Below are 25660 nucleotides of genomic sequence, written 5' to 3' on the forward strand. Positions count from 1 at the left end.
TTTGTTTGTAAGGTGCTACCTCAACACGACCCTTTGGTGATGAAATAATTCTTCGCCCCTTCTAATCTCCACCCAATAGATGCCGCTGCGTAAGGCTGAGAGGTCTAGACTATTTTGACCTTGCGAAAGCCGGAATTGAGCCACTCCTCTTCCCGACAAATCCAAGAGTACAACAGACCAATCCTTGCCGGATGGCAAACCATCAACATGAAGCTGTCCGTGCGATGGATTCGGGAAGAGGGTCGGCGCGTTTTCACCTACGCTCAGTACATCATTCACAGTGAGTGTGGCCGCATCGCTCGCAATCGTTCCGCAATCGTTCGTCACATTGCATCGGTAATCTCCGGCATCCGAAAGACTGACCGAAGATAGTGATAAGGTACTCGTGGTAGCTCCAGAGATATCCACTTCATCTTTTTGCCACTGGTATGTCAGATTCTGACCGGAAGCGGTGACGGAAAAATTAACGTTGGTGTCTTCATTCGCAGTTTTGTCTGTGGGCTGCCCGGTAATTGAAGCAGAGGTCAGTATGCTGGCTACCACCTCTGTGCGGGGGCTTTCGCAAATTCCGTTTGTGATGGAGACATAGTAGCTGGTAGTTGTTGTCAGTGTGGGCGTGGTGAATGTGCTGTTTACCGCGCCGGGTATCGCGGTACCCCCGGTGGGCACTTCATACCAGCGGTAGTTTCCATTGGTGCCTCCGGATGCTGTGAGCTCAATCGCTGCAGCCCCACAGCCGGAGTTGCCAGTGGTCATCGGTTGAGACGGGGTGGCATTCAGATTCAGCGTGAAGGCCAATCCATCGGAACCGCAGGCGTTGGTCACCTGCACACTATAGAGTCCGGCATCTGCTGTGCCAGAGGTATTGATGGTAAGTGTATTCGACATTTCTCCAGAAAGAGGATCACCATCCTTGTACCATTGATAGTCAAGATCGTCACCCGTAGCAGTAATACCTATCTCTGTGCTCTCGCCAACACAAAGGGTTGGTGGATTACCAGTACTCCCGATGATCTCCGGAGCGGTGCATGTTGCGTCGGTGCTATTGAACAACACCCACACCCCATTGTAGTTTACGTCCGTAGTTGCCACATCAGGGAGACCATCGTGATTAAAGTCGTGGATTACTGCTTTAAACCCACCAACGGAACCAGCCTCTACCTCCCACGAATCTTCTATACTTAATGATTCGTCAAGTGAATAAACAGTAACAGTACCGGCTCCAAATACACTCGATACGCTTTGAGTGGCTCTTACGATATCCGGCTGGCCATCCACATCCATATCTTCAATCAAAAAATGCGTTGTACCTCCCATACCAGTGATAGTTTGAATAGTAAATGTGCCATCACCTACCCCAAGCAATACTTTATTGGTACTGGCCACTGCAATATCCAGGTGCTCATCGTTATTAATATCTCCAAGCTCAAGCCAGGAAGCATCGCCGGTATCGTAGTTTCCATTGCTGGTGAAACCTCCCTCCCCATCTCCCAGAAATATCACCACCTCGCCCAGTGAATTCTGGCTGACTGCCAGGTCCATGTCCCCGTCTTCATTGGCATCCACGGCACGGATGTCATAGACGGATGAAGTAAGGCTGGTATAGACCGGGGCTGCAAATCCCCCCATGCCATCGCCGGCGAAGAAACCAAAATTGTTTCCTGATCCGCCTGCCACCACAATATCGAGTTTATCGTCGTTATTAAAATCTGCCGTATCAAAATTGAGGGAGGTGGAAGATATGGCCGTGCTGGTGCCGGCGGAGAAGTTGCCTGCCCCATCTCCGAGGTGGAGTCTCATATTGTCTCCGTTCCAGTTGAGCGTGATCAAGTCCAGGTGGTCATCGTCATTGAAATGTCCGGTAAGCAGATCCCTGGGGTCATCGCCCGTGGCAATCGCCTCCGGTAGCGTAAACCGCCCCAGGCTATTCCCAAGCATCACTAAAAGCTGGTCGTCTTCATGACTGGTAGCCGCCAGGTCCATTTCACCGTCTTCATTGAAATCTCCCTTGACCAATGCATAGGCTCCTTCATAATTATTTTCCAGTGGAAGAATGGGATACTGGATGGGAGCGTTAAAGTATCCTTCACCGTTATTTTTCAAAATAGTAACAAACTGCTCGGATGGTAAAGTGCCAATATCCCCGGCTACCACTATATCCAGATCTGTATCATTATCCACATCCACGATCTTCATGGTGCCCTGGCTACCGGCCTGCACATGGTATTTTACATCGTGCGTCAAAGCTCCGACACCATCCCCTTTAGCAATATATACAGCAAAATCACGCGTGAAGAACACCGCATCGGCATCTTCATCACCATCCAGATCACCAGTATGGCCAGGGCCTTCACAATAATTATAGTTAGTTGGTGTGCCAAAGCTCCCAACACCATCTCCCAGCACAGTAATGAATGCAGAGGAGCTGTTTCCTGAAATATCCGGGTTGTTGTCATTGTTCAGGTCGGCAAGCTCGATTGTTCTGGCAAAGAAACTTTCCACCGTATTGGTGGTAGGAAATGTTCCGTCTCCCTCACCCAGAAGCACCATCAGGTTGTCATCTAATGTATTGACCACCGCAATATCCAGGTGCTCATCGTCATCAAAAAAACCGGACACGATATCCCAGGGAGATTCTCCTACGGTGATAAACGTGGGAGCTGCAAAGCTGCCGGAACCATCTCCTGCTAAGAGAGAAATATTGTTACCATCCCTGTTTGCTGTAATGATGTCTGGGAATGCATCGGCATTAAAATTACCTGCAACCAGCCCATATGGCGTGGTGTCTGTACCAGTAGTAAAATAAGAAGGGTCTCCAAAGTCTCCCTCGCCATCACCGAGCAGCACTGCTATTTGATCTGCGTTATTTATCGTTACGATTAAATCGAGGTGATCATCTCCATTGACATCTGCTGCAATCACATCGTAAGGGCCATCGGTTAAATCGATATTTGTCCGATCTGAAAACCCTCCTGACTGATCATTGATAAGAACGCTAAGGCTTTCGCTGTTACTATCCGAATTTCCGGTGACCAGGTCCATGAAACCATCTTCATCAAAATCACCAACGGCCATGGATGTGGGGCCATAATCCACATTGTAGGCGTCTGGCGTCTGAAAGGAAAACTGGGCGGTAAGCTGGATGGCAAGGATGAAACAGAGCGTGAAGATTAGGGTTCTCATAAAGTAATTATTTGTATGGCAAAGGTTGGGCATACCTGGGGGCAGGATTAAAAGTATTGTATCAATGATTGGCTCTATTGTAACACCTGGGCTGCCGCGGCAAATTCGGACGGAACCTTGCCAAACTCCTCTTTAAAAGCTTTGGTGAAATAGGAGAGGCTGCTGAATCCTACTGCGTAGGCCGTTTGGGAGACCGATTCGCCCTGGGAGAGCTTCCTGGCAGCCTTTGCGAGGCGGAGGTGCCGGATGAAAGAAGAGGTGGAATGATTGGTGAGTGCGGTGATCTTACGATGCAATTGCATCCTGCTCAGTGCCATTTCACGACTCAGGTCACTCGCCCCGAATTCGTTGTTGTTGAGATGTTCTTCGATCGTGTGAATGAGCTTTTTCAGGAATATATCCTCCTGGCTGGTCACTACGATTTCGCTTTCCGGGAGCCGCGCGATCTGTCTGTATTTTTCCCGCAACTGCTCCCGACGTTTCAGCATGTTGGAAACGCGCGTCCTGAGCTCTTCTCCATCAAAAGGTTTGGTGATGAAATCGTCTGCCCCGGCGCGCAACCCCGCCATCTTGGTCTCCTTATCTGCCCGGGCTGTGAGCATGATCAGCGGAATGTGGCTGGTGAGCTCATTGTCCCGAATCCACTCACTGAATGCCAGCCCGTCCATTCCGGGCATCATCACGTCAGTGATGATGAGGTCTGGCACTTTTTCATTGGCCATTTTCATTGCCTCGTTTCCATTCTCTGCTCTCACAAGCTCATAGTCGCTGAGTGTCTCGCAGATCAGTGTGCTGATGTCCTCATTATCCTCCACAAGCAAGATAAACTGCTCCTGTCCTTCTGCAAGCATGACCTGCGCTTGTGGCTCGCTTTCCGATGTTGGTGGTGACTTCCGGAGCGGCAGGTCCACCCTAAACGTGGTACCTGCTCCCACCTGGCTGTCTACCGCGATACGTCCCTGATGCAGATCGATAAGCTCTTTGGTCAGGGCCAGCCCAATGCCTGTTCCGGGTGATCTGTGTGTGTCTGATTGGTAGTATCGATCAAAAATGCGTTGCAGTTCCTCTTTCGGAATCCCGATTCCACAGTCTGAGATTACCACATGCAACGATTCATCATAAGAGACCCGGATGGTCACCTCTTCCTCCGCACGGGAAAATTTGATCGCATTTGAGATCAGGTTGTAGAATATTTTTTCCAGCGCATCCTGATCATATGCCAGCCAGAGAGAGGGCTTATCAGCCATCAGACTGATTTTTACACCTTTATTTTCCGCAAAGGAGGCATGCAGATCCACCAGGGTTTGGAAAAAGCGAATGATGTCCCCGGGGGATTCATTGAGGCGAAATTGGCCAGATTCCAGCTTGGAGAGGTCGAGTAATTGATTGATCAGACGGAGCAGCCTGTCCGTGTGTTTCTTGAGCAGGCTCCATTCGCTGGTGTCGCTTGATTCAAGTTGCCGGTCGATAGTGCCAATGATCAGGGTCAGGGGTGTTCTTAGTTCATGAGAAACATTGGCAAAGAGTTTTGTCTTTAGCTCATCAAACGACTTGATCTTTTCCGCCTCCAGCTGCATCTTCAGCGCATGCTCCCGCTCTTGCTCGGCGATGGCCCGGATGACTTTATTGGCACAGAGCGAAGCGATCGTTTTGAGGATATTGAGGTGATGTTCTGTAAAAAAGTACTTGTCCGGATGCTCCGAATCCACCACCCCGATCACCTGCTGGTTATAAACAAGTGGCACAGCCAGCTCGGATAGGCGATGAGCATCATCGGCAATGTACCTGGGGTCTTTGCTTGTATCCGGGACGATGATCGGACGAGCTGACTCTGCCACAGCTCCGACAATCCCTTTACCAATCGGGATGTCAATTGGTTGGTAGATTTCGAATTCCTGAGGGTTTTTGTGTCCATAAGCCGCTTTTTGAACAAGCACTTTTTTCTCTTCATCTACTAGGTATATGACACAATCCACGAACCCGAGTTGACCGATGCAGTTTTTAGCCACATCCCACAAAATTTCATCCACGGAGTTTTTTCCAAACAGGGAGTTGGAGAAGTAATTGATGGTTTTCTCTATTTCCTTACCTTCTGCGATTATTTGCTCATTTTCCTCCAGCTTTTGGCCATAGAGATAGAAATAACAGATTGCTATGACCACACAGCAAAAAAAGGTGACCGTGAGGTTTCCGTAGTAATATTCCGATACTTCGCCAACCGTGAGTGGCACCTCAAAGAGGGAAAAATCTGTAAGGATCAATGCCACGATCGTACCAATAGTGAAAAGGATAGCAAACAGGAGGCTCAGCTTTTCTCTGAACTCAAAAACCAGCACGGCACCAAATAATACGGGGATCAGCACCAGGTGCTCTCCAGCATCTCTACCGAAGGTGGAGGCCGTGGTAAACAGGTATGCATGGGCGGTGAAATACATCCAAAGCTTGGCCAGGTAGTGCCAGCCGAGCCGGTTCCAGAGCCAGGTCATCAAAAAGCAGATCAGCGAAACCACGGAGACATCCGCAAGAAAGAGCTCCTTTCCGTAGAAAACAAACACATACGGCAAGGTGGACGCAGCAGCAAGCAGCGCAAAGATATTGACCAGCCTGATCCGTATCGACTGATCAAATGGCATGGTCTCATCCACACCCCAGCTTACAACGTTCCAGGATTTTGAAGCCATATTCTGCAACACAAGTTCAGCAAAAAGTATTAAAAAATGGTATAAGAATAACGGTTGTAACTATTAACAGGCTCTTTAGTTAGATTCTTCGTATCGCTCAGAATGACACTTCGATTTAAAAATCAGTGCTAAAAAAATACGTTAACCTCCGCCCTCAATTCCGTGCTGTCATGTTGAGCCTGTCGCCGACATAGGCTGGGCACGAAGCATCTCAAAAAAAACCCTCTCCGATTTCTCAGAGAGGGTCTATCACTACCTAAATTAAAAACTACCTTATTTGATTTTGTTGAGGTTGCCGGCCACTTTCTGTGACAGTGCCAGCTGGTGCGTTTCAAAAGCATATAACACCTCGTCCAATGAGTGGGTAAACTCACTGCATTTCTCCGTTACATATCTTTTCCTTATTTCGTCATACCATAAGTAAATCTTCATAGCTCCATCATTTGTGTGATTACACTAGTATGACGGTGAGCATCTTTTTTACCCTACCTAGAAAAGCTTCAAGTCACTAGTTTCAAGCCCCAAGCTTGTCCAGGCAATAAAAAACCCTTCCCGATTTCTCGAGAAGGGTTTATTACCCAATGTTTAGATTAGATTTAATGCTACGCTGCAAAATTATTTTCAAACGCCTTAGCAACATCAAATCCCAATTCCAGCCTTTGCCATTCCTTCAAATCTTCTTGATTTATGCTGGCAACTTTTAAGAACTTAGCCAACACTCCTTCGAATTCAAATCCTGTATCATGTCTATAAGTCAGATAAAGATACTGGCCGTAAAAACTATAACTTTTTCGAAAGGAAATCCAATAATGGGTTGCAGTTACATTTTCAAATCCTAGTTTGTTTATTGCTCTTATGGTATTGTTATTTATCATCTTAAAAAAATTAAATCATCAAGAAATCAATACTAAGATACGATAAACGAAGTGAAGAATACTAATTTTTTTAGCAAAAACCCTCCCTCCCGAGTATTCGGGAAGAAGGGTATAATCTATATCCAGGGTAAAATCAGAGCCAAAAGCTAACAGCCAATGGCAAATAGCTAACGGCCAAAAAACAACAGCTATTTCTTCTCCTCTTCTACCTCTTCGAATTCTACATCAGACACATCGTCAGCAGAACCTTCTGAAGCTCCGGTATCAGCACCTGCACCAGCGTCAGCGCCACCTTCGGCACCACCCTGAGCAGCGTACATCTCCTGCGAAGCATTGGTCCATGCAGTATTCAGCTCTTCCATGGAAGAATCAATTGCTGCAAGGTCTTGCTTGCCGTGTGCTTCTTTCAGCTTAGTCAAGGCGCCTTCGATAGCAGTTTTGTTGCCTTCAGAAAGTTTGTCACCAAACTCTTTCAACTGCTTTTCGGTCTGGAAGATTAGCGAGTCAGCCTGGTTGATTTTCTCAACCTTTTCTTTGGCCTGCTTATCTGCTTCAGCATTTGCTTCTGCTTCCTGCTTCATCTTTTGGATTTCCTCATCGGTCAATCCGGATGACGCCTCGATTCTGATTTTCTGCTCTTTGCCAGTGCCTTTGTCTTTTGCGCTCACATTCAGGATACCGTTCGCATCTATATCGAATGTCACCTCAATCTGAGGCACGCCTCTCGGTGCTGGTGGGATTCCATCCAGGTGAAACTTACCGATCGACTTGTTGTCTTTCGCCATTGGTCGCTCACCCTGCAGTACGTGAATCTCAACAGACGGCTGATTGTCCGCAGCTGTCGAAAACGTCTCAGACTTCTTGGTAGGGATCGTCGTATTCGACTCGATCAATTTCGTAGACACACCACCCATGGTCTCAATACCCAATGAAAGTGGAGTCACATCAAGAAGGAGTACGTCTTTCACCTCTCCAGTCAATACACCTCCCTGGATCGCAGCACCAATCGCCACTACCTCGTCAGGGTTCACCCCTTTAGAAGGTTTCTTGCCAAAGAATTTCTCAACTTCTTCCTGAATCTTAGGGATTCGTGTAGAACCACCTACCAGGATTACTTCGTCAATTTCTGAAGTAGACAGTCCGGCATCTTTCAATGCTGCCGCCACCGGCTTCATAGATCGCTGTACCAAATCGTCAGCCAATTGCTCAAACTTAGATCTGGTCAATTTTCTCACCAAGTGCTTAGGCACACCGTCTACCGGCATGATGTATGGTAGGTTGATTTCAGTCTCAGTAGATCCTGAAAGCTCAATTTTTGCTTTCTCCGCCGCTTCTTTCAATCGCTGAAGTGCCATCGGATCTTTTCTAAGATCAATTCCTTCGTCATTTTTGAATTCCTCTGCAAGCCAGTTGATGATTACCGCGTCGAAATCGTCACCGCCAAGGTGTACATCACCGTTGGTAGACTTCACTTCGAATACACCATCGCCAAGCTCAAGAATTGAAATATCGAATGTACCACCCCCCAGGTCGTACACTGCGATCTTCATATCTTTGTCTTTCTTATCAAGGCCATATGCCAATGCTGCGGCGGTAGGCTCGTTGATAATTCGTTTCACCTCAAGGCCTGCAATTTGCCCTGCTTCTTTGGTTGCCTGTCGCTCTGCATCATTGAAGTATGCAGGCACAGTAACTACTGCCTCTTTCACTTCCTGTCCCAGGAAATCTTCCGCAGTGGATTTCATCTTTTGAAGGATCATCGCCGAAATCTCCTGCGGAGTGTAGGTTCTGTCACCGATTTTCACCCGCACTGTGTCGTTGGTTCCAGACTCCAATCCGTAAGACACATTTTTCATTTCTTCTTTCACTTCAGAATACTTCTTACCCATGAATCGCTTCACGGAGCTTACCGTATTCTGAGGATTGGTGATCGCCTGTCTTTTTGCTGCATCACCTACTTTCCTTTCTCCCTTGCCACCATCGAGGAATGCCACGATAGACGGAGTTGTTCTTCTTCCTTCACTATTCTGGATCACTACCGGCTCGTTACCCTCCATTACTGAGACGCAAGAGTTGGTAGTTCCTAAGTCGATACCTATGATTTTTCCCATGTCTATGATTTATCTATTGTTCGTTAATTCAATGTCTGACTTCAAGTAATCAATGGATGTGCCAAAGGAAAAATTGTGACACATTGACAGACCACATAGTGGCCTTTTATTATTTTTTGTCAAAATGTTGCATTAATGGCATTAATTCTCATTTAAGAAAGTGTGTTGACTTAAACAGAGGAAACGGGATTAGACCCTGAAACAAGTTCAGGGTGGCCTTCTAATTTTACTTTGGTCTTATTAAAAAGAGTACGTCATGCTGAACTTGTTTCAGCATCTATAATTTTTTATGAGAGAACTGGCAGATTTTCACCTCTGCTTATATCCCGGCTGTACGGCTTACTTTGTGCCGCCTGCCATCCGGTCTAGATGGACAGGTATTCGCTTCGAGCTGGTGTGAAAAACATCCCCCTAACCCCCTTCAAAGGGGGAATATGTTCTTATTTAAGAAAGCGAATGTCCCCTTGAGGCCGGGCCGACGTTTCGGGACAATAGAGGTGTTACTATCACTCCTCACCCTTATCATCATACCTACTCTTAATGACCCGCACGATCATCAACAGCACAAAAACGACAATCATGCTGATAACCAATGTATTTTTTACCTCCTTGTGGGTGAGGCCGGTTTCGCCGGAGTTGATCACCTGATAGATCAAAAAGCCGATCATAATGTAGAGGAGGTATCGGAAGGGTTTTCTCATTCTATTTCAAATAATTTATGCTGACAGTGGCCAACTCCGAGTCTGGGAACCGTGAGCGATGATTTGGGTCGATTTTAAGTCCGGCTTCCTCAACCACTTTATTAAAGCTGTCCAATTCCAGAATATACTGATCCGAAAAACCATGAGTAGCTTCATAGGCTGTGCTTGCTGTCCTTCCAAGGTTGACAGCCGTAAGTTTCGGATCGAGTCCATGTAGCTCTATCACAATCAATCCAAAATTTTGAATGTATGGCTTCCACTTTTTCAGATGAGCTTTGAGGTTTGCCTCTACTTCATTGTTGCTCAAAAGCCTCCCTCTCGATGCGAATGCGCCAGTTGAGATGCTGGTCTCCGATATTTTTTCATCCGAATCTTCCCACGTTCGGTTATGATCCAGAAAGGTGCGCACATTTAGCAAATCCGAAAGCTCCATTTCATAGTTTTCTTTCAGGTCATTCGCCAGTCGCTTGGGGTCACCTATATCTCCCCAAATTACCTTTGCCCATACATCTGCATTGATCAGGTGTTCCCGGGTCACTTTCAGCGCTGCTTCATTGTAGTCCGCACCTACTAAAAAAAGCGGATACTCATCCAGCATCTCACCTCGCTTGGTTTTATGGAATACCACATCGAAAATGTGGATCAAAAAAGCTCCATTGCCACAGCCCATGTCCAGGATTCCGCGAGGTTGCTCTTCGATAGGCCTATTAAATAAATCAATGATGATGTCATCCACCCTTTCAAAATAAGCGACATGAGCACCTCCACTTCCCCACACATTCATCTCCCTATCCACTCCCCTTTCCTTTTCGCCTGCTCCCACTTTCAATATTTCAGGATTTCCAAAAATCAGTTCATCAAGATTGCGGAAGGTTGGAATGTAGGATACAGTCACCCCATACGCTGAGGAGCGCTTAGCAAAAAACAATCCCTTTTCAGTGAATTTGTAGGTGTCGTTTTTCTTCTCAAACCAACCCAGATAAGCAAAAAAATCCAATATCTGCTCGAAACTGGTCGGATCCTGATGGTACTCTGCAGGACTGAATGACATCTCCATAAAGTATTTATGAAACATGCCCCCCATACCCAACTGAACCGTGCTGGGCCCTACTAGCATTCCTTCTATATGCTTCAGGATTTGATGATGAATCTCCTGCTCTTCCTTAATGTCAGATGGTTGGATATAGCCTCCCATAAACTTCTTTGCGATCCGGTTCCAAACTTCAAACGGTTCTTTCTCAAATTTTCGCGGATGGAATTGCGCAGAAAATTTCATAAGCTCCACCACCTCCCGGTAATAACTCACATTTGCAAATGCAATCTCACTTTTATCATTGACACTTATGGTCACTTCGCTCACCCGGTTGTCGACCTCATAGTTCAACCACCCCTGAGAGGCAAGAAGTCGAAGTGCTACATTGAGATAACCCGCATTGGCATTAAAGAGATCCGAAAGATCTGTCAGTTTTACAGATTCCGATTTTACTAGTGTATTGAATACTCCTTTATTGTAAAGCTCGTAAGCTACCGGGGCTATGGCTATGCCATCGAGGTGTTGGAATAGCTCACTTCTATACGTCGCATTTCTCTTTTTTATGGAATCCATGGCATGGTTTAAGTCTGAAATTTATTTCAATTCTGCTCCATACCCATCATTATTGGAGTTGAATATCAGATGCTGCCTGCTATTTCCTACTTTTGCGCCTCAATTTCATAGGATATGACACTGGAGCAGGAAATAGGAAGACGAAGAACGTTTGGCATCATCGCCCACCCCGATGCAGGTAAGACAACTCTGACGGAAAAACTCCTGCTTTTTGGTGGAGCAATCCAAACGGCAGGTGCTGTGAAGTCCAACAAGATTGACATGGGTACCCGTTCCGACTGGATGGACATTGAAAAACAAAGAGGTATCTCTGTTGCTACCTCCGTGATGGGTTTTGAATATAAGGATCTGAAAATAAATATCCTGGATACTCCTGGTCACAAAGACTTTGCCGAGGATACCTACCGAACCCTAACCGCAGTGGACAGTGTGATCATGGTGATCGACTGTGTGAAAGGTGTGGAGGAACAGACGGAGAAGCTGATGGAAGTGTGCAGAATGCGAAAAACACCGGTGATTTGTTTTATCAATAAGCTCGATCGGGAAGGACAAGATGCATTTACCCTACTGGATGAAATTGAAGAAAAGCTGGACATCAAAGTTCGTCCCATGAGCTGGCCGATTGGTATGGGAAAAACGCTTCGTGGAGTATACAATATCTATGAAAATAATGTAAACCTCTACGAGCCCAACAAGCAGAAACGTGTGGATGATGTGGTAAATATCAAGGGAGTAAATGACCCGGAGTTGGACAAACGCCTTCCTGAATCATTGGTGAAAGAGCTTCGGGAAGAAATAGAGCTGGTGAATGGTGTGTATGATGATTTCAATGCGGATACATATTTAAAAGGAGAAGTAGCCCCGGTATTTTTCGGCAGTGCGGTCAATAATTTTGGCGTGCGGGAGCTACTTGATTGCTTTACAGATATTGCCCCATCTCCACGGTCAAGGGAAACAGAAGAGCGTGAGGTGAGCCCGGCTGAAAAGAAATTCTCAGGATTCATTTTCAAGATTCACGCTAATATGGATCCGAAGCACAGAAACCGGATTGCTTTCGTACGGGTGTGCTCTGGGAAGTTTCAGCGAGGAAATAACTACTACCATGTGAGGCAAGACAAGCAAATCCGCTTTTCCAACGCCACCGCATTTATGGCCCAGCAAAAGGAAACGGTGGAAGAGGCATTTCCCGGGGATATTGTGGGCTTGTATGATACAGGAAACCTGAAGATAGGCGATACACTCAGCGAAGGGGAAAAAGGACTGTATAAGGGCATACCATCTTTCTCTCCGGAAATGTTCCGTGAGGTGATCAACATGGACGCCATGAAATCCAAGCAGCTGGACAAAGGGCTCAACCAACTCATGGATGAAGGACTTGCTCAGCTTTTCACTTTCGAGCTTGGATCACGGAAAGTAGTTGGAACAGTAGGTGCACTACAATTTGAAGTGCTTCAGCACCGCCTGCTAAACGAGTACAGTGCCAATGCCAAATTTGAGCCCGTAAACATTTACAAGGCCTGCTGGATCAGTTCTTCGTATAAATTCAAACTTGATGCTTTCGTCAAAGACAAGCAACGACACATTGCCAGGGACAAAGAAGGTAAGTTGGTCTTCATGGCTGAATCCAAAGCATGGTTGCAGATGGTGCAGGAAAACTTCCCGGATATAGAGTTCCACTTTATTAGTGAATTCTAGAATATCGATTTCAAATCGAAACCAATACTATCTGATACATCTGACTTTACCTTGCCCTCACGTATCAGGTAGCCCTTCGGCGTGTCATATTCCATTGGGGTGTATATCTCAAGTGTTTGATTTGCCGGGTCTACGATCCAATATTCCGTCACACCAAGATCAAGGTATTTCTTTCGTTTGGTATTTCTATCAATAAAACTATTGGATGGGGAGATTACCTCTATGACCAAGTCCGGTGTGCCCTCAATTCCCCTTTCAGTGACGATTTCATTCCTGCTTTCTGAAATGTAGACCAGGTCTGGCTGTAGCACATTTTGTTCATTGATGTAGAGATCAATTGGAGAAAAAAATATTTCTCCCTTGAGTGTGGCACTTAAAAAATCATACAATTTTCTTAATACCCTTTGGTGATTAGTTGTTGGTGCGGGTGACATAATTAGGTTTCCATCAATGAGCTGGGCAAGCAACCCTTCCTCCAGCTGAAGGTAATCATCAACCGTCCATTCCTTACTTCTATCGATAGTTGCTACTTCCATATATTAAAGATACCTAATTTCGCACCAAAATGAGTGTTCCATTAGTCAAATACGAAGACAATCACCTCCTGATTGTGGAAAAGCCAACCGGATGGCTGGTGCAGGCAGACGATACCGGTGACGGCACGCTCACTGCCTGGGCCACAGAATACATTCGCAGAAAATATAACAAGCCGGGAAACGTATTTTGTCAGCCTTGTCACAGGTTGGATCGTCCGGTCGGCGGATTGGTGATTTTTGCCCGTACATCCAAAGGGCTGGAACGCATGAACAAGCTTTTTAGAGATCGGACCATTAAAAAGTCATACCTGGCAATCGTTGATGGTGTTCCAAAAAACCCTGAACAGACGCTCAAACATTGGCTGGACAAGGATTCGAGCAAAAACAAAGCACACACACGTACCAAGCAAAAAGGAAACGCCAAAGAGGCCATTCTATCTTACCGCATGCTGGCCACTCACAGCAAAATTTCTTTGCTGGAAGTCACGCCGGAGACGGGACGTCCTCATCAAATCCGTATTCAGATGCGAGAGAATCAAACTCCGATCCGGGGAGATGTGAAGTATGGGTTTTCCAAAGCCAATCAGGACAAGAGCATCGATCTGTATGCCTACAAACTAGAGTTTGAACATCCGGTGAAAAATGAGCCGATCAAAGTAATTGCAAAACCAAAATGGCCTGATTTCCAGGCATTCATCAATGAGTTGGATTGAAAAATTGAAGAAAAAGTGGGGGCTGGAAAGTAACTGGCAGTTTATTATTATCATGCTGGTTTTTGCCTGCACAGGTACCACGGTGGTTTTGATCAAAAAACCCCTCATCCATTTGCTATTTGAGGATGGGGTTCGTCCGCTTTGGTTCCAAATTTCCTATTGGATCCTGATCCTGCCTTTCTATAATGTCATCCTGCTTTTCTACGGATTTCTTTTCAGGCAATTTGACTTCTTTTGGAAATACGAGCAGAAAATGCTCAAACGTTTTGGGATCAGTGTGAATGCTGACAAAGAATGAAGCGATATCGAGGCTAAATGAATTGGGAGCGGCTGGCTTGCCATTTTCTTTTTATTGCGATTTTTTGGGAGAGCAGTGGTGTGTTAAGTCTTCCGAAGAACAGTATTTCAGACTAGATATTGATTCGGATTTTTCTAAAAGTCAACAGTCGACAGTCGACAGAAAGCTGTTGACATTTAAGAAAAAACCAATAAGTCTAGAGAAGTTCAAACAAGGATTCAATCAAGTCATTCATCAAATCAACATCGGCAACTCATTTCTTACCAATCTTACCTTCGAAACCCCCATTGAGACCAACCTCAGCCTGGAGGAAATCTTTGCGTACTCCAAGGCCAAATACAAACTCTTAGTGCCGGATAAATTTGTCGTTTTCTCGCCAGAGACTTTTGTGAAAATCAATGGTGACCATATCTATTCGTACCCCATGAAAGGAACCATCGATGCTGATTTGCCCAATGCTGAGCAAACAATCATGGATGATGTCAAAGAGCGGGCTGAGCACGTAACCATCGCGGACCTGATCCGAAATGACCTGAGCCAGGTAGCCGAAAAAGTAGAGGTAACAAAATTTCGATACATCGAACAGCTCGAAACCAACGATAAGAAATTACTGCAGGTAAGCTCAGAAGTGAAAGGGAAGCTGGACAAAAACTGGAGAGGAGAGCTTGGTTCTATCCTTTCCAGGCTGCTTCCTGCAGGCTCTATATCCGGTGCTCCAAAGCCAGAAACTTTAAAAATCATACAGAAAGCTGAATCTTATGATCGTGGATTTTACACCGGGATCTGCGGTCACTTTGATGGAGAATCACTGGATACGGGGGTTATGATCCGGTTTATCAAAAAAGATAACGAAACCTTAATCTTTTGTAGTGGAGGAGGTATTACTTCTTTCAGTCAGGCTGAGAAGGAATATCAGGAGATGGTGGACAAGGTGTACCTCCCCTTATAATCGTTCGAAGCTTCCTATCATCCGATGTACCTGGTTGACTCTCAGCGTTTTCTTGATAACTTTGCGGTTCTATTTATTAAACACTTTCTTTTTAGGGGTGTTAGGTAAAAAATGAAACTGCAAGAGACATGATCAGATACAAATTTGAAAATAAGCTGGACAAGGAATTTGCAACTGCCCTGCGAACAAGGGTAAACGCCTACTTTCAGGATAACGATATCCAGCGCCATGCAAATACCAAAATGATCATTAAGACCATTTCTGTCTTGTCCATGTATTTGGTTCCCTACTTTTTGCTGATCCTGGGAGGATTCACCAATTTGTGGCTTCTGATGGGGCTGTGGCTTTTTATGGGTGTGGGCAAAGCCTTCATTGGCACCACCATCATGCACGATTCCATTCACGGGTCGTACTTTCAGAAGAAATCTATGAACAACCTGATGACATTTTCCGCTACAATCGTGGGTGTGGATAAGCTCATCTGGCACATTCAGCACAATGTGCTGCACCACACCTATACCAACATCGAACATACAGATGAGGACATCCTGCCACGATTTGTCTTCCGATACAACACCAACCAGCCACATATGTGGTTTCACAGGTTCCAACATATTTATGCACCGATCTTTTACTGCGTGCCTCTACTTGAGTGGATCACCACGAAAGATTTTATTAAGGTCTTTGACTACCGTAGAGAAGGACTGATCAAGAAAAAGGACTTCCCAATGGAACTCACGAAGGTCATCCTTAGAAAAGTCTTCTATTGGATCGTCTTCCTTGTGCTTCCGGTACTCCTTATTCCAGTTCCTGCCTGGATCACCATCCTCATGATTTTTGCTTCCCACTGCATTACCGGGATTATGCTGGCGATGATTTTCCAAACTGCCCATGTGGTGGAACCTGCTGAGTTTTTCCTGGAAGAAGATGAGCATGTGAAACACAGCTGGATCGTGCATCAGTTAAGAACGACCTGCAATTACGGCATGGATGATAAGGTGCTTTCATGGTTCCTGGGGGGACTAAATTTTCAGATCGAGCACCACTTGTTTCCGGATGTCTGCCATGTGCATTACCCGGCCATTTCCAAGCTGGTGCAGCAGACCGTAAAAGAATTTAACCTTCCTTATTTCGCATTTCCATCGTTTGGTGCTGCAGTGGCCAGCCACTTCAAGCACATGAAGGAAATGGGGAGCGCAAAGGATTTACAGGTAAGATCCTTTCAGGCCACTTAAGAAAAAGCTATGTCAAATTTGCAATTGTACAAAATTGGTTTTTTCGCTAAGAACTGTTCTATGAAAATCTATTCATATTTCATTTTTCTATTTTTTCTTATTTCAAGAACGCAATCATTCGGCCAAACCTTTCAAATGGATTCCACTAAAGCATTAAATGGAGATGACTTTAGGGCTCCATCCTCGCTTGCTTTCGACTCAGAAAATAGACCTTATTACTTCAATGATACTTACAAGGAGCAATTTGGTAAAATATACTATCTGGATGATGATGGTGTAGAGCAGGTTATCGATTTTAAAAGTGAACTTACTTCATATCTTGCTTCCAATGTAGATGGAGGAACACACTCAGCAGTTGATTTTGAGCCAGTCGACACATTGTATCACGCCAATGGAATGCTCTCCATTACACCTAACAATGAGCTTTTTGCCGCGATTTATCCCCGTAATCCAAAACCTCAAAATCAGGATAACTATAGATTTCCGGTTCTAGTTTATAGCAATAATTTTCAGGATACCGCAAGTTCTTTCGAATTCCATCATTTTTTTGATATCGACAATAGAAATGATGCCGACCTCTTTATTGAATCAAATCGAGGGCATAATGATATAACTTCATGGTTGCCAATCATCGGATTATGGGAAAGAACAGGCGATAAACTACATGGTTCCTTAAATTATTCACATCTAAATACCCTTACTATTTATTTACCCAGCTATGATAATGGACTAGACTTGACTAGCACACTTATTTTGTCTGATTCTGCTTTGCACAGATCAACCCATTCGGGATCTAGATCATGGGCTGCAACGCACGATGATATCACATATATCGCATATGCTGATATCCAGCCTGGGGATTACCACCCTACAGACTTAACCAAAGGCAAGACATCAATTGTACTGGCCGCCATTGACAGAACTACCAACTCAATCATTTCTGGATCTAATTCATTTTTTGATACAGCACATAAGCCGGATGAGAAGATAGATAAATATCCAGATGGTCATTGCATTCCAGAAATAGCTGTTGATGGGATGGGTCGACTTCATATTATCATAGGGTCTCACTCTGGAAGTATGAAATATTACCTTTCAAACCATGGGTCGGATAAATTAACTATAGATGATTTCACACTTCAACATGAGGTTGGAGAAATCAATGATTTAGCTCAGAATGGGTTATCATATCCCTCACTAATTGTCAACTATGAAAATGAGTCTTTGGTAACAAGTAGAAGAAGGTGGGGAGATAATGGACTTGTTCGTACTAAGTCGCATAATTTTACAAATGAGCACTTTCTCATGGTTCAATGCGGTGATTTAACTAGCAGCTGCTACTTGAACGAAATTGATTACTATACCAATTGGAACCATCGGCTTTTTATTGATAACATGGGAAGAGTTTATAGCGCCAATGCACTAAGATCAAGATACAGCTCAGAATGTGCTGCAGAAGATCCTTGTGAAATGCATTATGCATGGGCATTGATATATTCCGATGATGGTGGTGTCAAATGGCATGTTGCCAATAAACACCGAATGGCTAATAATATAGATGGAAATCAAACTTATTTAGTGCCCGCTGCAGACACATTCGTCAGAAATGGCTTACCTGATGAAAATTATGACGGTGAAAATAACTTGTTAATAAAAAATAACACCCCAGGTTCCACAACTATCCGAGAAGCATATTTGAAATTTGATTTAAGCAATCTGGATTTTGTATCATCCGCGCTGCTTACGATGACTACTGAATCCATCAATTCGGATGGTGACATTACAAATTTTGAAGTTTATCGTGTTACCAATGATGTATGGGATGAAACTAAGTTGACGTGGAATAATAAACCTGCCTATCAAACAGAGATTTTGGACTCAAAATTGGGTGATAGTAGCCAAGTGGTCTTTGATTTGACCGACGCTATAAATGAAGAAATAAACGCAAACAAGGTATTAAGCATCGCTATTGTTGGCAAGGAAGAAGGAAACCAACGTAGAATTGGATTCTACTCCACTACAAATCAAAATGGTAAGTCTGTTATTCCAAAACTAACATTTACAGAAAATAGCCTTAATGTGTTAGCTGATAGTTACGTAAGAAGTGGAACGCATTCATCTAACAATTTCGGTACGGAAAGTAAAATAGCTGTTAAGCGTTATGATAATTCCTCAACAGAAAGAGAGTCATATTTAAAATTTGACATTAGTCATATAGATTCTGTTGAAAAAGCATTCTTGATTCTTACTCCAAGCTTGGTCAATGAAGATGCACCAACTACTAATTATCAGGTTTTTGGGGTCACTGATAACTCTTGGACAGAGACGGGAATAACCTGGGATAACAAACCAAATGCGTCGGGAACGTATATCGACAAAATATTGGGTTCTTTTGGTAAAATGGAATGGGATATTACTTCTCTTGTCAATCAAGAAGCCTTACAATCACATGATACGTTGAGCTTGGTACTAAAAGGTGAAGAAAATGGAAGCAAAAGAAATATTTCGTTTCATTCAAGAGAGACAATGAATAGTGATCTAATCCCAAGAATAACTTTCATTGGGTATTCAGGTCAAAGTTCAGCCAGAGAAATTCCTATAGTTTCTAATGCTGGCCACTATAATGAACAAAAAATTGAAATCTACCCAAACCCAACTTCTGATAAAGTAATGATAAGAAGTCTAGGGAAAATTTCGTACTATTCTCTTATTGACTTAAATGGTCGCATTCTTCAAGAGGGTACTTTTGAGGTTAAAGATCAAAGTGTCAAGGAAATCGAAATAAGTTCTCTAAGCAAAGGTTTGTATGTACTACGAATTACCTTTGATACAGGAGATGAATTGATTGAAAAATTCTTAATTGAATAGCTCATGGCTTGACTTTCAACATAAATCAGCTTGACACACATATTATATTCAATTCATCAAAGGCCAATTCTTTTAGCTTAGTTCAGCATCACAAACGCACCCCAATAATATGGCTCAGGGAATGTCTCTCTGAGCTTTTTTTGTGCTGCTGAAAATGCAGCCTCTTTTGATTTGCCCCCCATCCACTCATTGTAAAAATTGGTCATCAGCTGCTTGGTGGCCTCATCGCTCACCTTCCACAAACTCATGATTACCGACTCTGCCCCGGCCACCTGAAATGCCCGCTGAAGTCCGTACACACCTTCGCCGGATTTGATCTCCCCGAGCCCGGTTTCGCAGGCGCTGAGTACCACCAGGTCGGTGTTCTTCAGATCGAGGGTAATCACCTCATAGGCAGTGAGGATGCCGTTATTGGTGCTACTGACTTCCGCACCAGAGGTCTCATCCCCCATCGCCTGCTCCGCATTGGCCAGCATCAGGCCAGACCTAAGTAGTGGGTTGTCTCTGGCTTGATTTACCTCCACTCCAAATACCGCCTCTCCTGACGCCTGGCTTTCGGGCAGGAAGAAGCCATGGGTGGCGATGTGAAGCAAAGATGGCGAGTTGATTCGTTTGAAGTTTTCTTCAGACGCCTCATTCTGCATATAGGTCTTGGCGGTAAATCCTTTCGAGCGTGTGATCTGGCTCACTGCTTCTATTTCCACTTTGGTGCCCGGGAGATCGGTGAGTAATCCCCTCGAACCAAAGGTTGGATACCCAAAGAAATCTGCCTTTTTAGAAGAGAAGCCACTCGTTTTTGCATTTACCAGATCGCGTGTGCTAGCGTACAAATGAAGGTTGAGATTGTCTGAAACGAACGTGCCGTCCGGACGTTGCAATGCGCCGATGTTTACCTGAAAATAGATGCCATCCAGAGACAAATAAACTTCCTTTTTATCTCCCAGCATCTCATCTACCGGCTTCCAAAATTTATCATAGGTGATCCGGTCAGTCGCCTTGATCTTCACCATGTTGAGGTATGCCTTCGCATATTTCGTATCCAAATCCTGGCCTTCTTCAATCAATACGAGCTTTGGGTGAACCGATTGCAGGTCGGCAATCAGGAAAGCATAGTTCTTTTGACTGGTGAAGCTTCGATCAAATTGCGGATACCCGATGATCTCAACGGCTGCACTTCCGGTCGCCAGCTTTCCTTTCACCTCTGCCAAGGTGGTGGTTGGCAGTTTGTTGGACTGAGCAAAAGCAGCTGACATTTTGTTGAGTTCTTTTTCCAGATTGTTTGCCTTCTCCTCTTCAGCCCTGATATCGATTTTTAGCTCCTGCAATTGTTCTTTTGAATAGGAGTAATAGAGTAACAGGTTTTCCTTAGCATCCACCCACTCCCGGTAGGTTTTCTTCAATTGCTCATTATCACTACTTAAAATTTGCTCTCGAACTTTTGTAGAAGCACTCAAAAGAATTCCCTTCGTCTTTAAATGAAGGTTGTACATGTCCGTAAGCAGGGATGGATCATCGGGCTGACGAGCCACTGCAAAAGCAAAGAACTTGAGGATTGAGGGTCGGATCTTCGCCCAGTATTGTGCCTTTTCATATTCACTCATCGCACCGAAGTATTTCTCTACCAGCTCCAGATTGCTCGTGAGCGCACGCTCAAAGTATGATTTGGCCTGCGCGTGATCTCCGAGTTTCCAAGACACGACCGCCAGATCTTCCATGGAGTTGAGATAGTCAGGATGAAACTCATTGAATGTCTCCAGGTAGGCGTTGTTTACTTCCATGAGGATGCCCTTTGCTTCAGACAAATTACCGGAGATCAAGTGGTACCGCCCGAGATTGTGCCGGGTCTTGATGTATGCCGGGTGCGATTCCGAATACTTTTTTCGAAAAATATCCAACGAATGATCCAAAAGTGCGGGCACTTCACTGGTTTTGCCCATCTCCATCAGGGTGGATGCCAGGTAATTTTTCACATTGCCCACATCTGTCTGATTTTTTGCAAATCGCTTTTCCTTCAGCTCGATAATCTCCCGAAAGATACGTTCAGCTGTTTCATATTCACCCGCACTAAAGTGGATCAGGCCTTTATTGATCTCAAATCCCACATTGTCCCTGCCTTTTTCACGAAGTGCCCCATCTGCATATCGGGTAGCCAAATCGATGGTTTGAAGGGCCTTATCGTATTGGCCGATTTCATTATAGAGCAGCGCCTTATTGTTTAAAATCAGGGCGTGAGAAAGTGAACCCTCCCTGTCATTCTTCTGCATGATTTGCTCCGCCTTGTTAAAATATTCTTCTGCCTCAGTGTACCTGCCCTGGGATTGTGAGATAGTGGCATGATTGCAGTAGAGCGAAGCAAGCGCCACAGTATTTTCTCCTATGATCTCCTTAAAGTAGCTGATTGTTTCATCGAGAAATTTCTCTGCGAGCTTGTATTTGCCCTCCGCGTGAATCAGGATCGAAATGTTGGCGATGGTTTTACCCAGCGCATATCTATCCGCAACATTCATTGTATCCATGCGCACCAGCTCCTTGATGACAAATGGTTCTTCAAAAGATGGAGCATCATCCATCATCAATTCCAGCGCTTCTGTCAGGTTCAAGGTGGCCGCACCCGGATGAATGTAAACGGATAGCTCTGCTGCCCTGTTGAGGTCAAAGACCTGCTCATAGACCTCCAGTTTTACCGGCTCTGTATCTTCGTCTTCATAGTTTTTGGCCAGCGTCACCAGCAGGTTTTCTTTGCTGTCCCTATTGGCAAAAAAAGAGGATCGATTGCCTTGTGAAAAAATGTAGTTGTAATACGAGGTATCCTTAACCAACTGTTCTTCTCGGATTTTGGCCATCCTATCGTCCTGATTTACCAATTTTTCAGGATCAACCTCCTCTTCTACCGCCTTTTTCACTCGATCTTTCAGCTTGTTAAAGTTGATCTGAGCCGATGCAGCGGATGAAAAAACAATTAGCATTATGAGTGATATGGTAAGGCGCATATTGTTAGGATTATTTGGATATAAAGTTAGAATTTTACCAGCACACGAAAAACATGAGATTTATAGAAAGCATACTTCTGAAGGACGGTGAGTACAAAAACCTTTCGTATCATCAGCAACGAATGGATCATGTTTTTGAGAAGTTTGCTCCAAAAAATGATGCGCACAACCTTTCACGAATACTGCCTCACCTACAGATGGAGGGTGTTTTTAAGGTGAGAATCGTATATGACATGGATTCTGAAGATGCTGAGTATGACATTGAGTATTCAGAATATCAGCCACGAAAAATTAATACCCTGGAGGTCGTACACTCCCCTCCGTTTGATTATTCGATGAAATATGAGAATCGTACCCCAATCGCAAAACTCCTCAGGTCTTCGCAGGCGGATGACATCATCATTGCGATGAATGGCAGCATTACTGATGGCTCCTATTTCAATCTTGCCTTCTGGAATGGAAATGAATGGCTGACTCCTGACACCCCCTTGCTCAAGGGTGTGAGGCGAACTCAGCTACTGGCGGAGGGGAAAATAAAAGAAGCACCCATCCGGATTTCCGAACTGGGTGCTTTTGAAAAAGTGAGTCTGATCAATGCGATGCTGGATCTGAGTGAGGTGGAAGTGCCTCTGTCGGCGATATTAAAACGATAGTCCGAGCCTCAACGCCGGGAACATTTTTTCAAAATCATTGGTAAAAATCAGCTCAGGAGAAAATGTCACCTTTGAGTTGGACCCTTTGTTGTAAAGGGATAGCTTCCAGGTACTCCCCTCGAAATAACCTCCATCCCGATGGATTAACCCACCAATACCTATTCCCATTTCGTTATTTTTTCCTGTGTTCATTTTCCAGAATCCGGTAATCCACCCATTCAAATCTGACTGATACTTATTGGCTTCATCGCGCGAAAAGAAATATTGTTGGGTATACAAGACGCCAAATTCCATCCAGTCATTCCCCAATCTATCTTGTAGCCTAAAGGAAACCCTACTTCCAATGTCTGGAACAAAACGGTCCCGATAGTATCCCAATCCTATCCCAACAAACGTAATCTCAATATGATCATGCCCCAGCTCCTTTGCTCTTAGTTGGTCAACCTGAGCCTTTCCGTATCTAAATTTCCCATCTCCCAAATACTGATTTCGCTTGCCCTCATCTTCGAATTTCATGTCAATCTGAGACCATACGGATTGAATATCCAGTGCTTTAACTTCTTCCAGTTCAGACAAATCACTGACAAAGAAGCTGACCACCACCTGATCAAAAAGGAGCTGAAACTCTGTCCTGTCTGCCTTTCTCTGGATCATCCCATCCTTCCCGATGAGATACACATCATTCGCCTCTTTCAGCGGCTTCACCTCCACTTTGGCTACTTCACCATCGGGTTGAGCTACCTTTCTGTAGGTCACCTGTAATCCTGGGTTCAGGTCTGAGTTCCGGACTGCAGTCTCCATTACACTCACGGTGGATTTCCACAGGTCATTGTTGAAGTACACCCTTTTCCGACTCATGCGGTTAAAGGCGAAAGTGACCTTGTTACCTACATCCGTCTGGAGTGTCAGTGTGTCAGGGAAATTTGCGCTTAGTGGCTGCAATTCCTGAGCGAATCCCTGACTCATTCCTATCAGAAGAAGTCCGAGGATCGCATATCTAGTGTTTCTTTTCTTTTTCATAGAGCTTAATCTTTAATGCTTGATAATCGACATTTACTTCATTGGGAGAAGTCTGCCATTGAGCTCTTATGGACAAATTCTTACCCTTTTCGACCCTGGCACCCTCGAGACTGGCCTGGATGATCGAAATATCTTCTGCAGCAAATTGCGGAGTAGATGTGTCACCGGCCTTCACCTCCACTTTCTTCAGCGGGATTATTGGCCTGAAATCGATCTCTGCTATGCTTAATTCAATTTTCTTTGGTTCAATAGTTATTGGTGTGCGTTCGAATCTCTTTGTACCCTCATATACCGGTACAACGATTTGAGTTGGTTTCTCCACTATTTCAATTTCATGGCTCTCCATAACCATACGATCTGATACGCTATGCGAGGACTCTTTGAGTAGAGTGAAGGGTATCGTAAGGATGGCGATGAATAAACAGGCTGCCGCCAACCATCGCCTTTCCAAAATGAATGACTTCTTATTCAATCTCGCTTCAAGCTTTATCCATGATGCATCCTCATCGAATGAGAAGCCCAAATCACCAGCAGATATTTGATCTAATTTTTCTGAAAAATTGTTATGAGCCATACCCTGAATTTTTTGATTCCAACATTTCACGAAGAAGCTTCTTTGCTTTGAATAATTGTGATTTGGATGTGCCAACAGACACTCCCAACTGTTCACTGATTTCCTGATGAGAGTAGCCTTCTATCTCATAGAGATTGAAGACTGTGCGATAACCCACGGGGATTTCCGTGATGATTTTTAGCAAATCTGCGGTTTGAAGGTTTTCGAGTGGAGAAATGTCTATCTCCTTGTCCAGGTCCTCGTTGATAGTCAGAATCTGAATCTCTTTATTCTTCCTTAGTTTCATCAGTGCTTCATTCACCATAATGCGCTTCACCCATCCAAAAAAAGCATGCTCACTTTCGTAACTGAACTTCTTCAGATTATTAAAGACCTTGAAAAAACCTTCAAGAAGTACATCCTCCGCATCTGCCTCATTTTTCATATACCGAATGCAGACACCCATCATCGGAATACTCAGACGTTTGTAGAGCTGCTGCTGTGCTTTCCGGTCTCCGGATGTACTTTTTTCGATTAGGTCTTTGGTATTCAAGAGAAGCATTTGGTAGGAGAATGCGAATTAAAGTTGGTTGGTTGTCTGAACACAAAAAAGAATCCAATTTTTCCTACTTGGGAATTTACCACGATGGGATGCAAAAAGCTGAGAAGGTCGAAGCACAATAAATAAAAAAGCCATCTACTACTTAGCAGATGGCTTTTGATTTCCTTATTAACTCTTAATTATTCACTAAGAATTTTTTCCACCAGCACATTCACTTTGTTGTTCATCACTTCTACAACGCCCCCTTCCACAAGGATATGAACCTCTTCCTTTTTCTCAGGTTTGTATCGAATATCCCCCTTGCCAAGTGTCGAAACCATCGCTGCGTGGTTGTTCAATACCTGAAACGATCCATCGCTCCCGGGGAACGATGCACTTATTACTTCTCCCTCGAATACTTTCTCGTCTGGTGTTACTATTTCTAGAAACAT

The 25660-nt window shown here is 44.5% G+C and carries 20 protein-coding genes; 7 read left to right on the top strand and 13 right to left on the bottom strand.

All coding sequences use genetic code 11. From position 1 onward, the window contains the following. Window positions 1-15: 15 nt before the first annotated feature. The 7 genes from RLN88_RS14530 to RLN88_RS14560 all read right to left on the bottom strand — a co-directional run bounded on the left by RLN88_RS14530 (window position 16) and on the right by RLN88_RS14560 (window position 11157). Complete coding sequence (locus RLN88_RS14530; RefSeq protein WP_350222137.1) at window positions 16-3183, bottom strand: FG-GAP-like repeat-containing protein; 3168 nt, start codon at window positions 3181-3183, stop codon at window positions 16-18. Between the two features lie 74 nt (window positions 3184-3257). Next, the gene (locus RLN88_RS14535) at window positions 3258-5864 is read right to left on the bottom strand and encodes an ATP-binding protein (RefSeq protein ID WP_350222138.1); all 2607 of its coding nucleotides are present in this window, start codon (window positions 5862-5864) and stop codon (window positions 3258-3260) included. Between the two features lie 273 nt (window positions 5865-6137). Beyond that, entirely contained in the window at window positions 6138-6296 is a 159-nt protein-coding gene (locus RLN88_RS14540; protein WP_350222139.1) for a hypothetical protein, read from the bottom strand. A gap of 170 nt (window positions 6297-6466) precedes the next feature. Beyond that, window positions 6467-6739 carry a hypothetical protein gene (locus RLN88_RS14545; RefSeq protein ID WP_350222140.1) on the bottom strand — a complete coding sequence of 91 codons (273 nt, stop codon included), beginning with the start codon at window positions 6737-6739 and terminating at the stop codon, window positions 6467-6469. Between the two features lie 188 nt (window positions 6740-6927). Next, a complete protein-coding gene (gene dnaK, locus RLN88_RS14550; protein ID WP_350222141.1) occupies window positions 6928-8850 on the bottom strand; it encodes a molecular chaperone DnaK in 1923 nt (640 codons plus the stop codon). Window positions 8851-9356: 506 nt separating this feature from the next. Then, entirely contained in the window at window positions 9357-9551 is a 195-nt protein-coding gene (locus tag RLN88_RS14555) for a hypothetical protein (RefSeq protein ID WP_350222142.1), read from the bottom strand. 1 nt (window position 9552) lies between these two features. After that, the gene (locus RLN88_RS14560) at window positions 9553-11157 is read right to left on the bottom strand and encodes a class I SAM-dependent methyltransferase (protein WP_350222143.1); all 1605 of its coding nucleotides are present in this window, start codon (window positions 11155-11157) and stop codon (window positions 9553-9555) included. A gap of 114 nt (window positions 11158-11271) precedes the next feature. Here RLN88_RS14560 and RLN88_RS14565 point away from each other — a divergent pair, with 114 nt between their 5' ends. Beyond that, window positions 11272-12852 carry a peptide chain release factor 3 gene (locus tag RLN88_RS14565; RefSeq protein WP_350222144.1) on the top strand — a complete coding sequence of 527 codons (1581 nt, stop codon included), beginning with the start codon at window positions 11272-11274 and terminating at the stop codon, window positions 12850-12852. Here RLN88_RS14565 and RLN88_RS14570 read toward each other — a convergent pair. Continuing rightward, window positions 12849-13388 (bottom strand): Uma2 family endonuclease, encoded by a 540-nt coding sequence (locus tag RLN88_RS14570; protein ID WP_350222145.1) that lies wholly within the window; start codon window positions 13386-13388, stop codon window positions 12849-12851. The two genes, RLN88_RS14565 and RLN88_RS14570, sit on opposite strands and share 4 nt — an antisense overlap. 29 nt (window positions 13389-13417) lie before the next feature. Here RLN88_RS14570 and RLN88_RS14575 point away from each other — a divergent pair, with 29 nt between their 5' ends. From RLN88_RS14575 to RLN88_RS14595, 5 genes are all read left to right on the top strand, one after another. Further along, window positions 13418-14101 (top strand): RluA family pseudouridine synthase, encoded by a 684-nt coding sequence (locus RLN88_RS14575; protein ID WP_350222146.1) that lies wholly within the window; start codon window positions 13418-13420, stop codon window positions 14099-14101. Continuing rightward, window positions 14088-14399, top strand: coding sequence for a DUF6787 family protein (locus tag RLN88_RS14580; protein ID WP_350222147.1), 312 nt, complete (start codon window positions 14088-14090; stop codon window positions 14397-14399). The genes RLN88_RS14575 and RLN88_RS14580 overlap by 14 nt, the downstream gene beginning before the upstream one ends. Continuing rightward, on the top strand, window positions 14383-15348 hold the full coding sequence (locus tag RLN88_RS14585; RefSeq protein WP_350222148.1) for an aminodeoxychorismate synthase component I: 966 nt from the start codon (window positions 14383-14385) through the stop codon (window positions 15346-15348). Before RLN88_RS14580 ends, RLN88_RS14585 begins: the two co-directional genes overlap by 17 nt. Window positions 15349-15476: 128 nt before the next feature. Then, the gene (locus tag RLN88_RS14590) at window positions 15477-16583 is read left to right on the top strand and encodes a fatty acid desaturase family protein (protein WP_350222149.1); all 1107 of its coding nucleotides are present in this window, start codon (window positions 15477-15479) and stop codon (window positions 16581-16583) included. Window positions 16584-16718: 135 nt separating this feature from the next. Then, on the top strand, window positions 16719-19451 hold the full coding sequence (locus RLN88_RS14595; protein WP_350222150.1) for a CBM96 family carbohydrate-binding protein: 2733 nt from the start codon (window positions 16719-16721) through the stop codon (window positions 19449-19451). Window positions 19452-19528: 77 nt separating this feature from the next. Here the strand turns inward: RLN88_RS14595 and RLN88_RS14600 are convergent, their stop codons facing one another. Next, window positions 19529-22417 carry a CHAT domain-containing tetratricopeptide repeat protein gene (locus RLN88_RS14600; protein WP_350222151.1) on the bottom strand — a complete coding sequence of 963 codons (2889 nt, stop codon included), beginning with the start codon at window positions 22415-22417 and terminating at the stop codon, window positions 19529-19531. Between the two features lie 77 nt (window positions 22418-22494). On the opposite strand from RLN88_RS14600, the gene RLN88_RS14605 reads away from it, so the two are divergent. After that, window positions 22495-23094, top strand: coding sequence for an aminotransferase class IV (locus RLN88_RS14605; protein ID WP_350222152.1), 600 nt, complete (start codon window positions 22495-22497; stop codon window positions 23092-23094). Here RLN88_RS14605 and RLN88_RS14610 read toward each other — a convergent pair. From RLN88_RS14610 to atpC, 4 genes are all read right to left on the bottom strand, one after another. After that, window positions 23083-24114 (bottom strand): hypothetical protein, encoded by a 1032-nt coding sequence (locus tag RLN88_RS14610; protein WP_350222153.1) that lies wholly within the window; start codon window positions 24112-24114, stop codon window positions 23083-23085. The two genes, RLN88_RS14605 and RLN88_RS14610, sit on opposite strands and share 12 nt — an antisense overlap. Further along, window positions 24092-24688, bottom strand: coding sequence for a hypothetical protein (locus RLN88_RS14615; RefSeq protein ID WP_350222154.1), 597 nt, complete (start codon window positions 24686-24688; stop codon window positions 24092-24094). The genes RLN88_RS14610 and RLN88_RS14615 overlap by 23 nt, the downstream gene beginning before the upstream one ends. After that, a complete protein-coding gene (locus tag RLN88_RS14620; RefSeq protein ID WP_350222155.1) occupies window positions 24678-25220 on the bottom strand; it encodes an RNA polymerase sigma factor in 543 nt (180 codons plus the stop codon). Before RLN88_RS14620 ends, RLN88_RS14615 begins: the two co-directional genes overlap by 11 nt. Before the next feature lie 188 nt (window positions 25221-25408). Continuing rightward, window positions 25409-25660, bottom strand: a complete 252-nt coding sequence (gene atpC, locus RLN88_RS14625) for an ATP synthase F1 subunit epsilon (protein ID WP_350222156.1) — start codon at window positions 25658-25660, stop codon at window positions 25409-25411.

Source organism: Ekhidna sp. (genome assembly GCF_040223195.1).
Lineage (GTDB): Bacteria > Bacteroidota > Bacteroidia > Cytophagales > Cyclobacteriaceae > Ekhidna.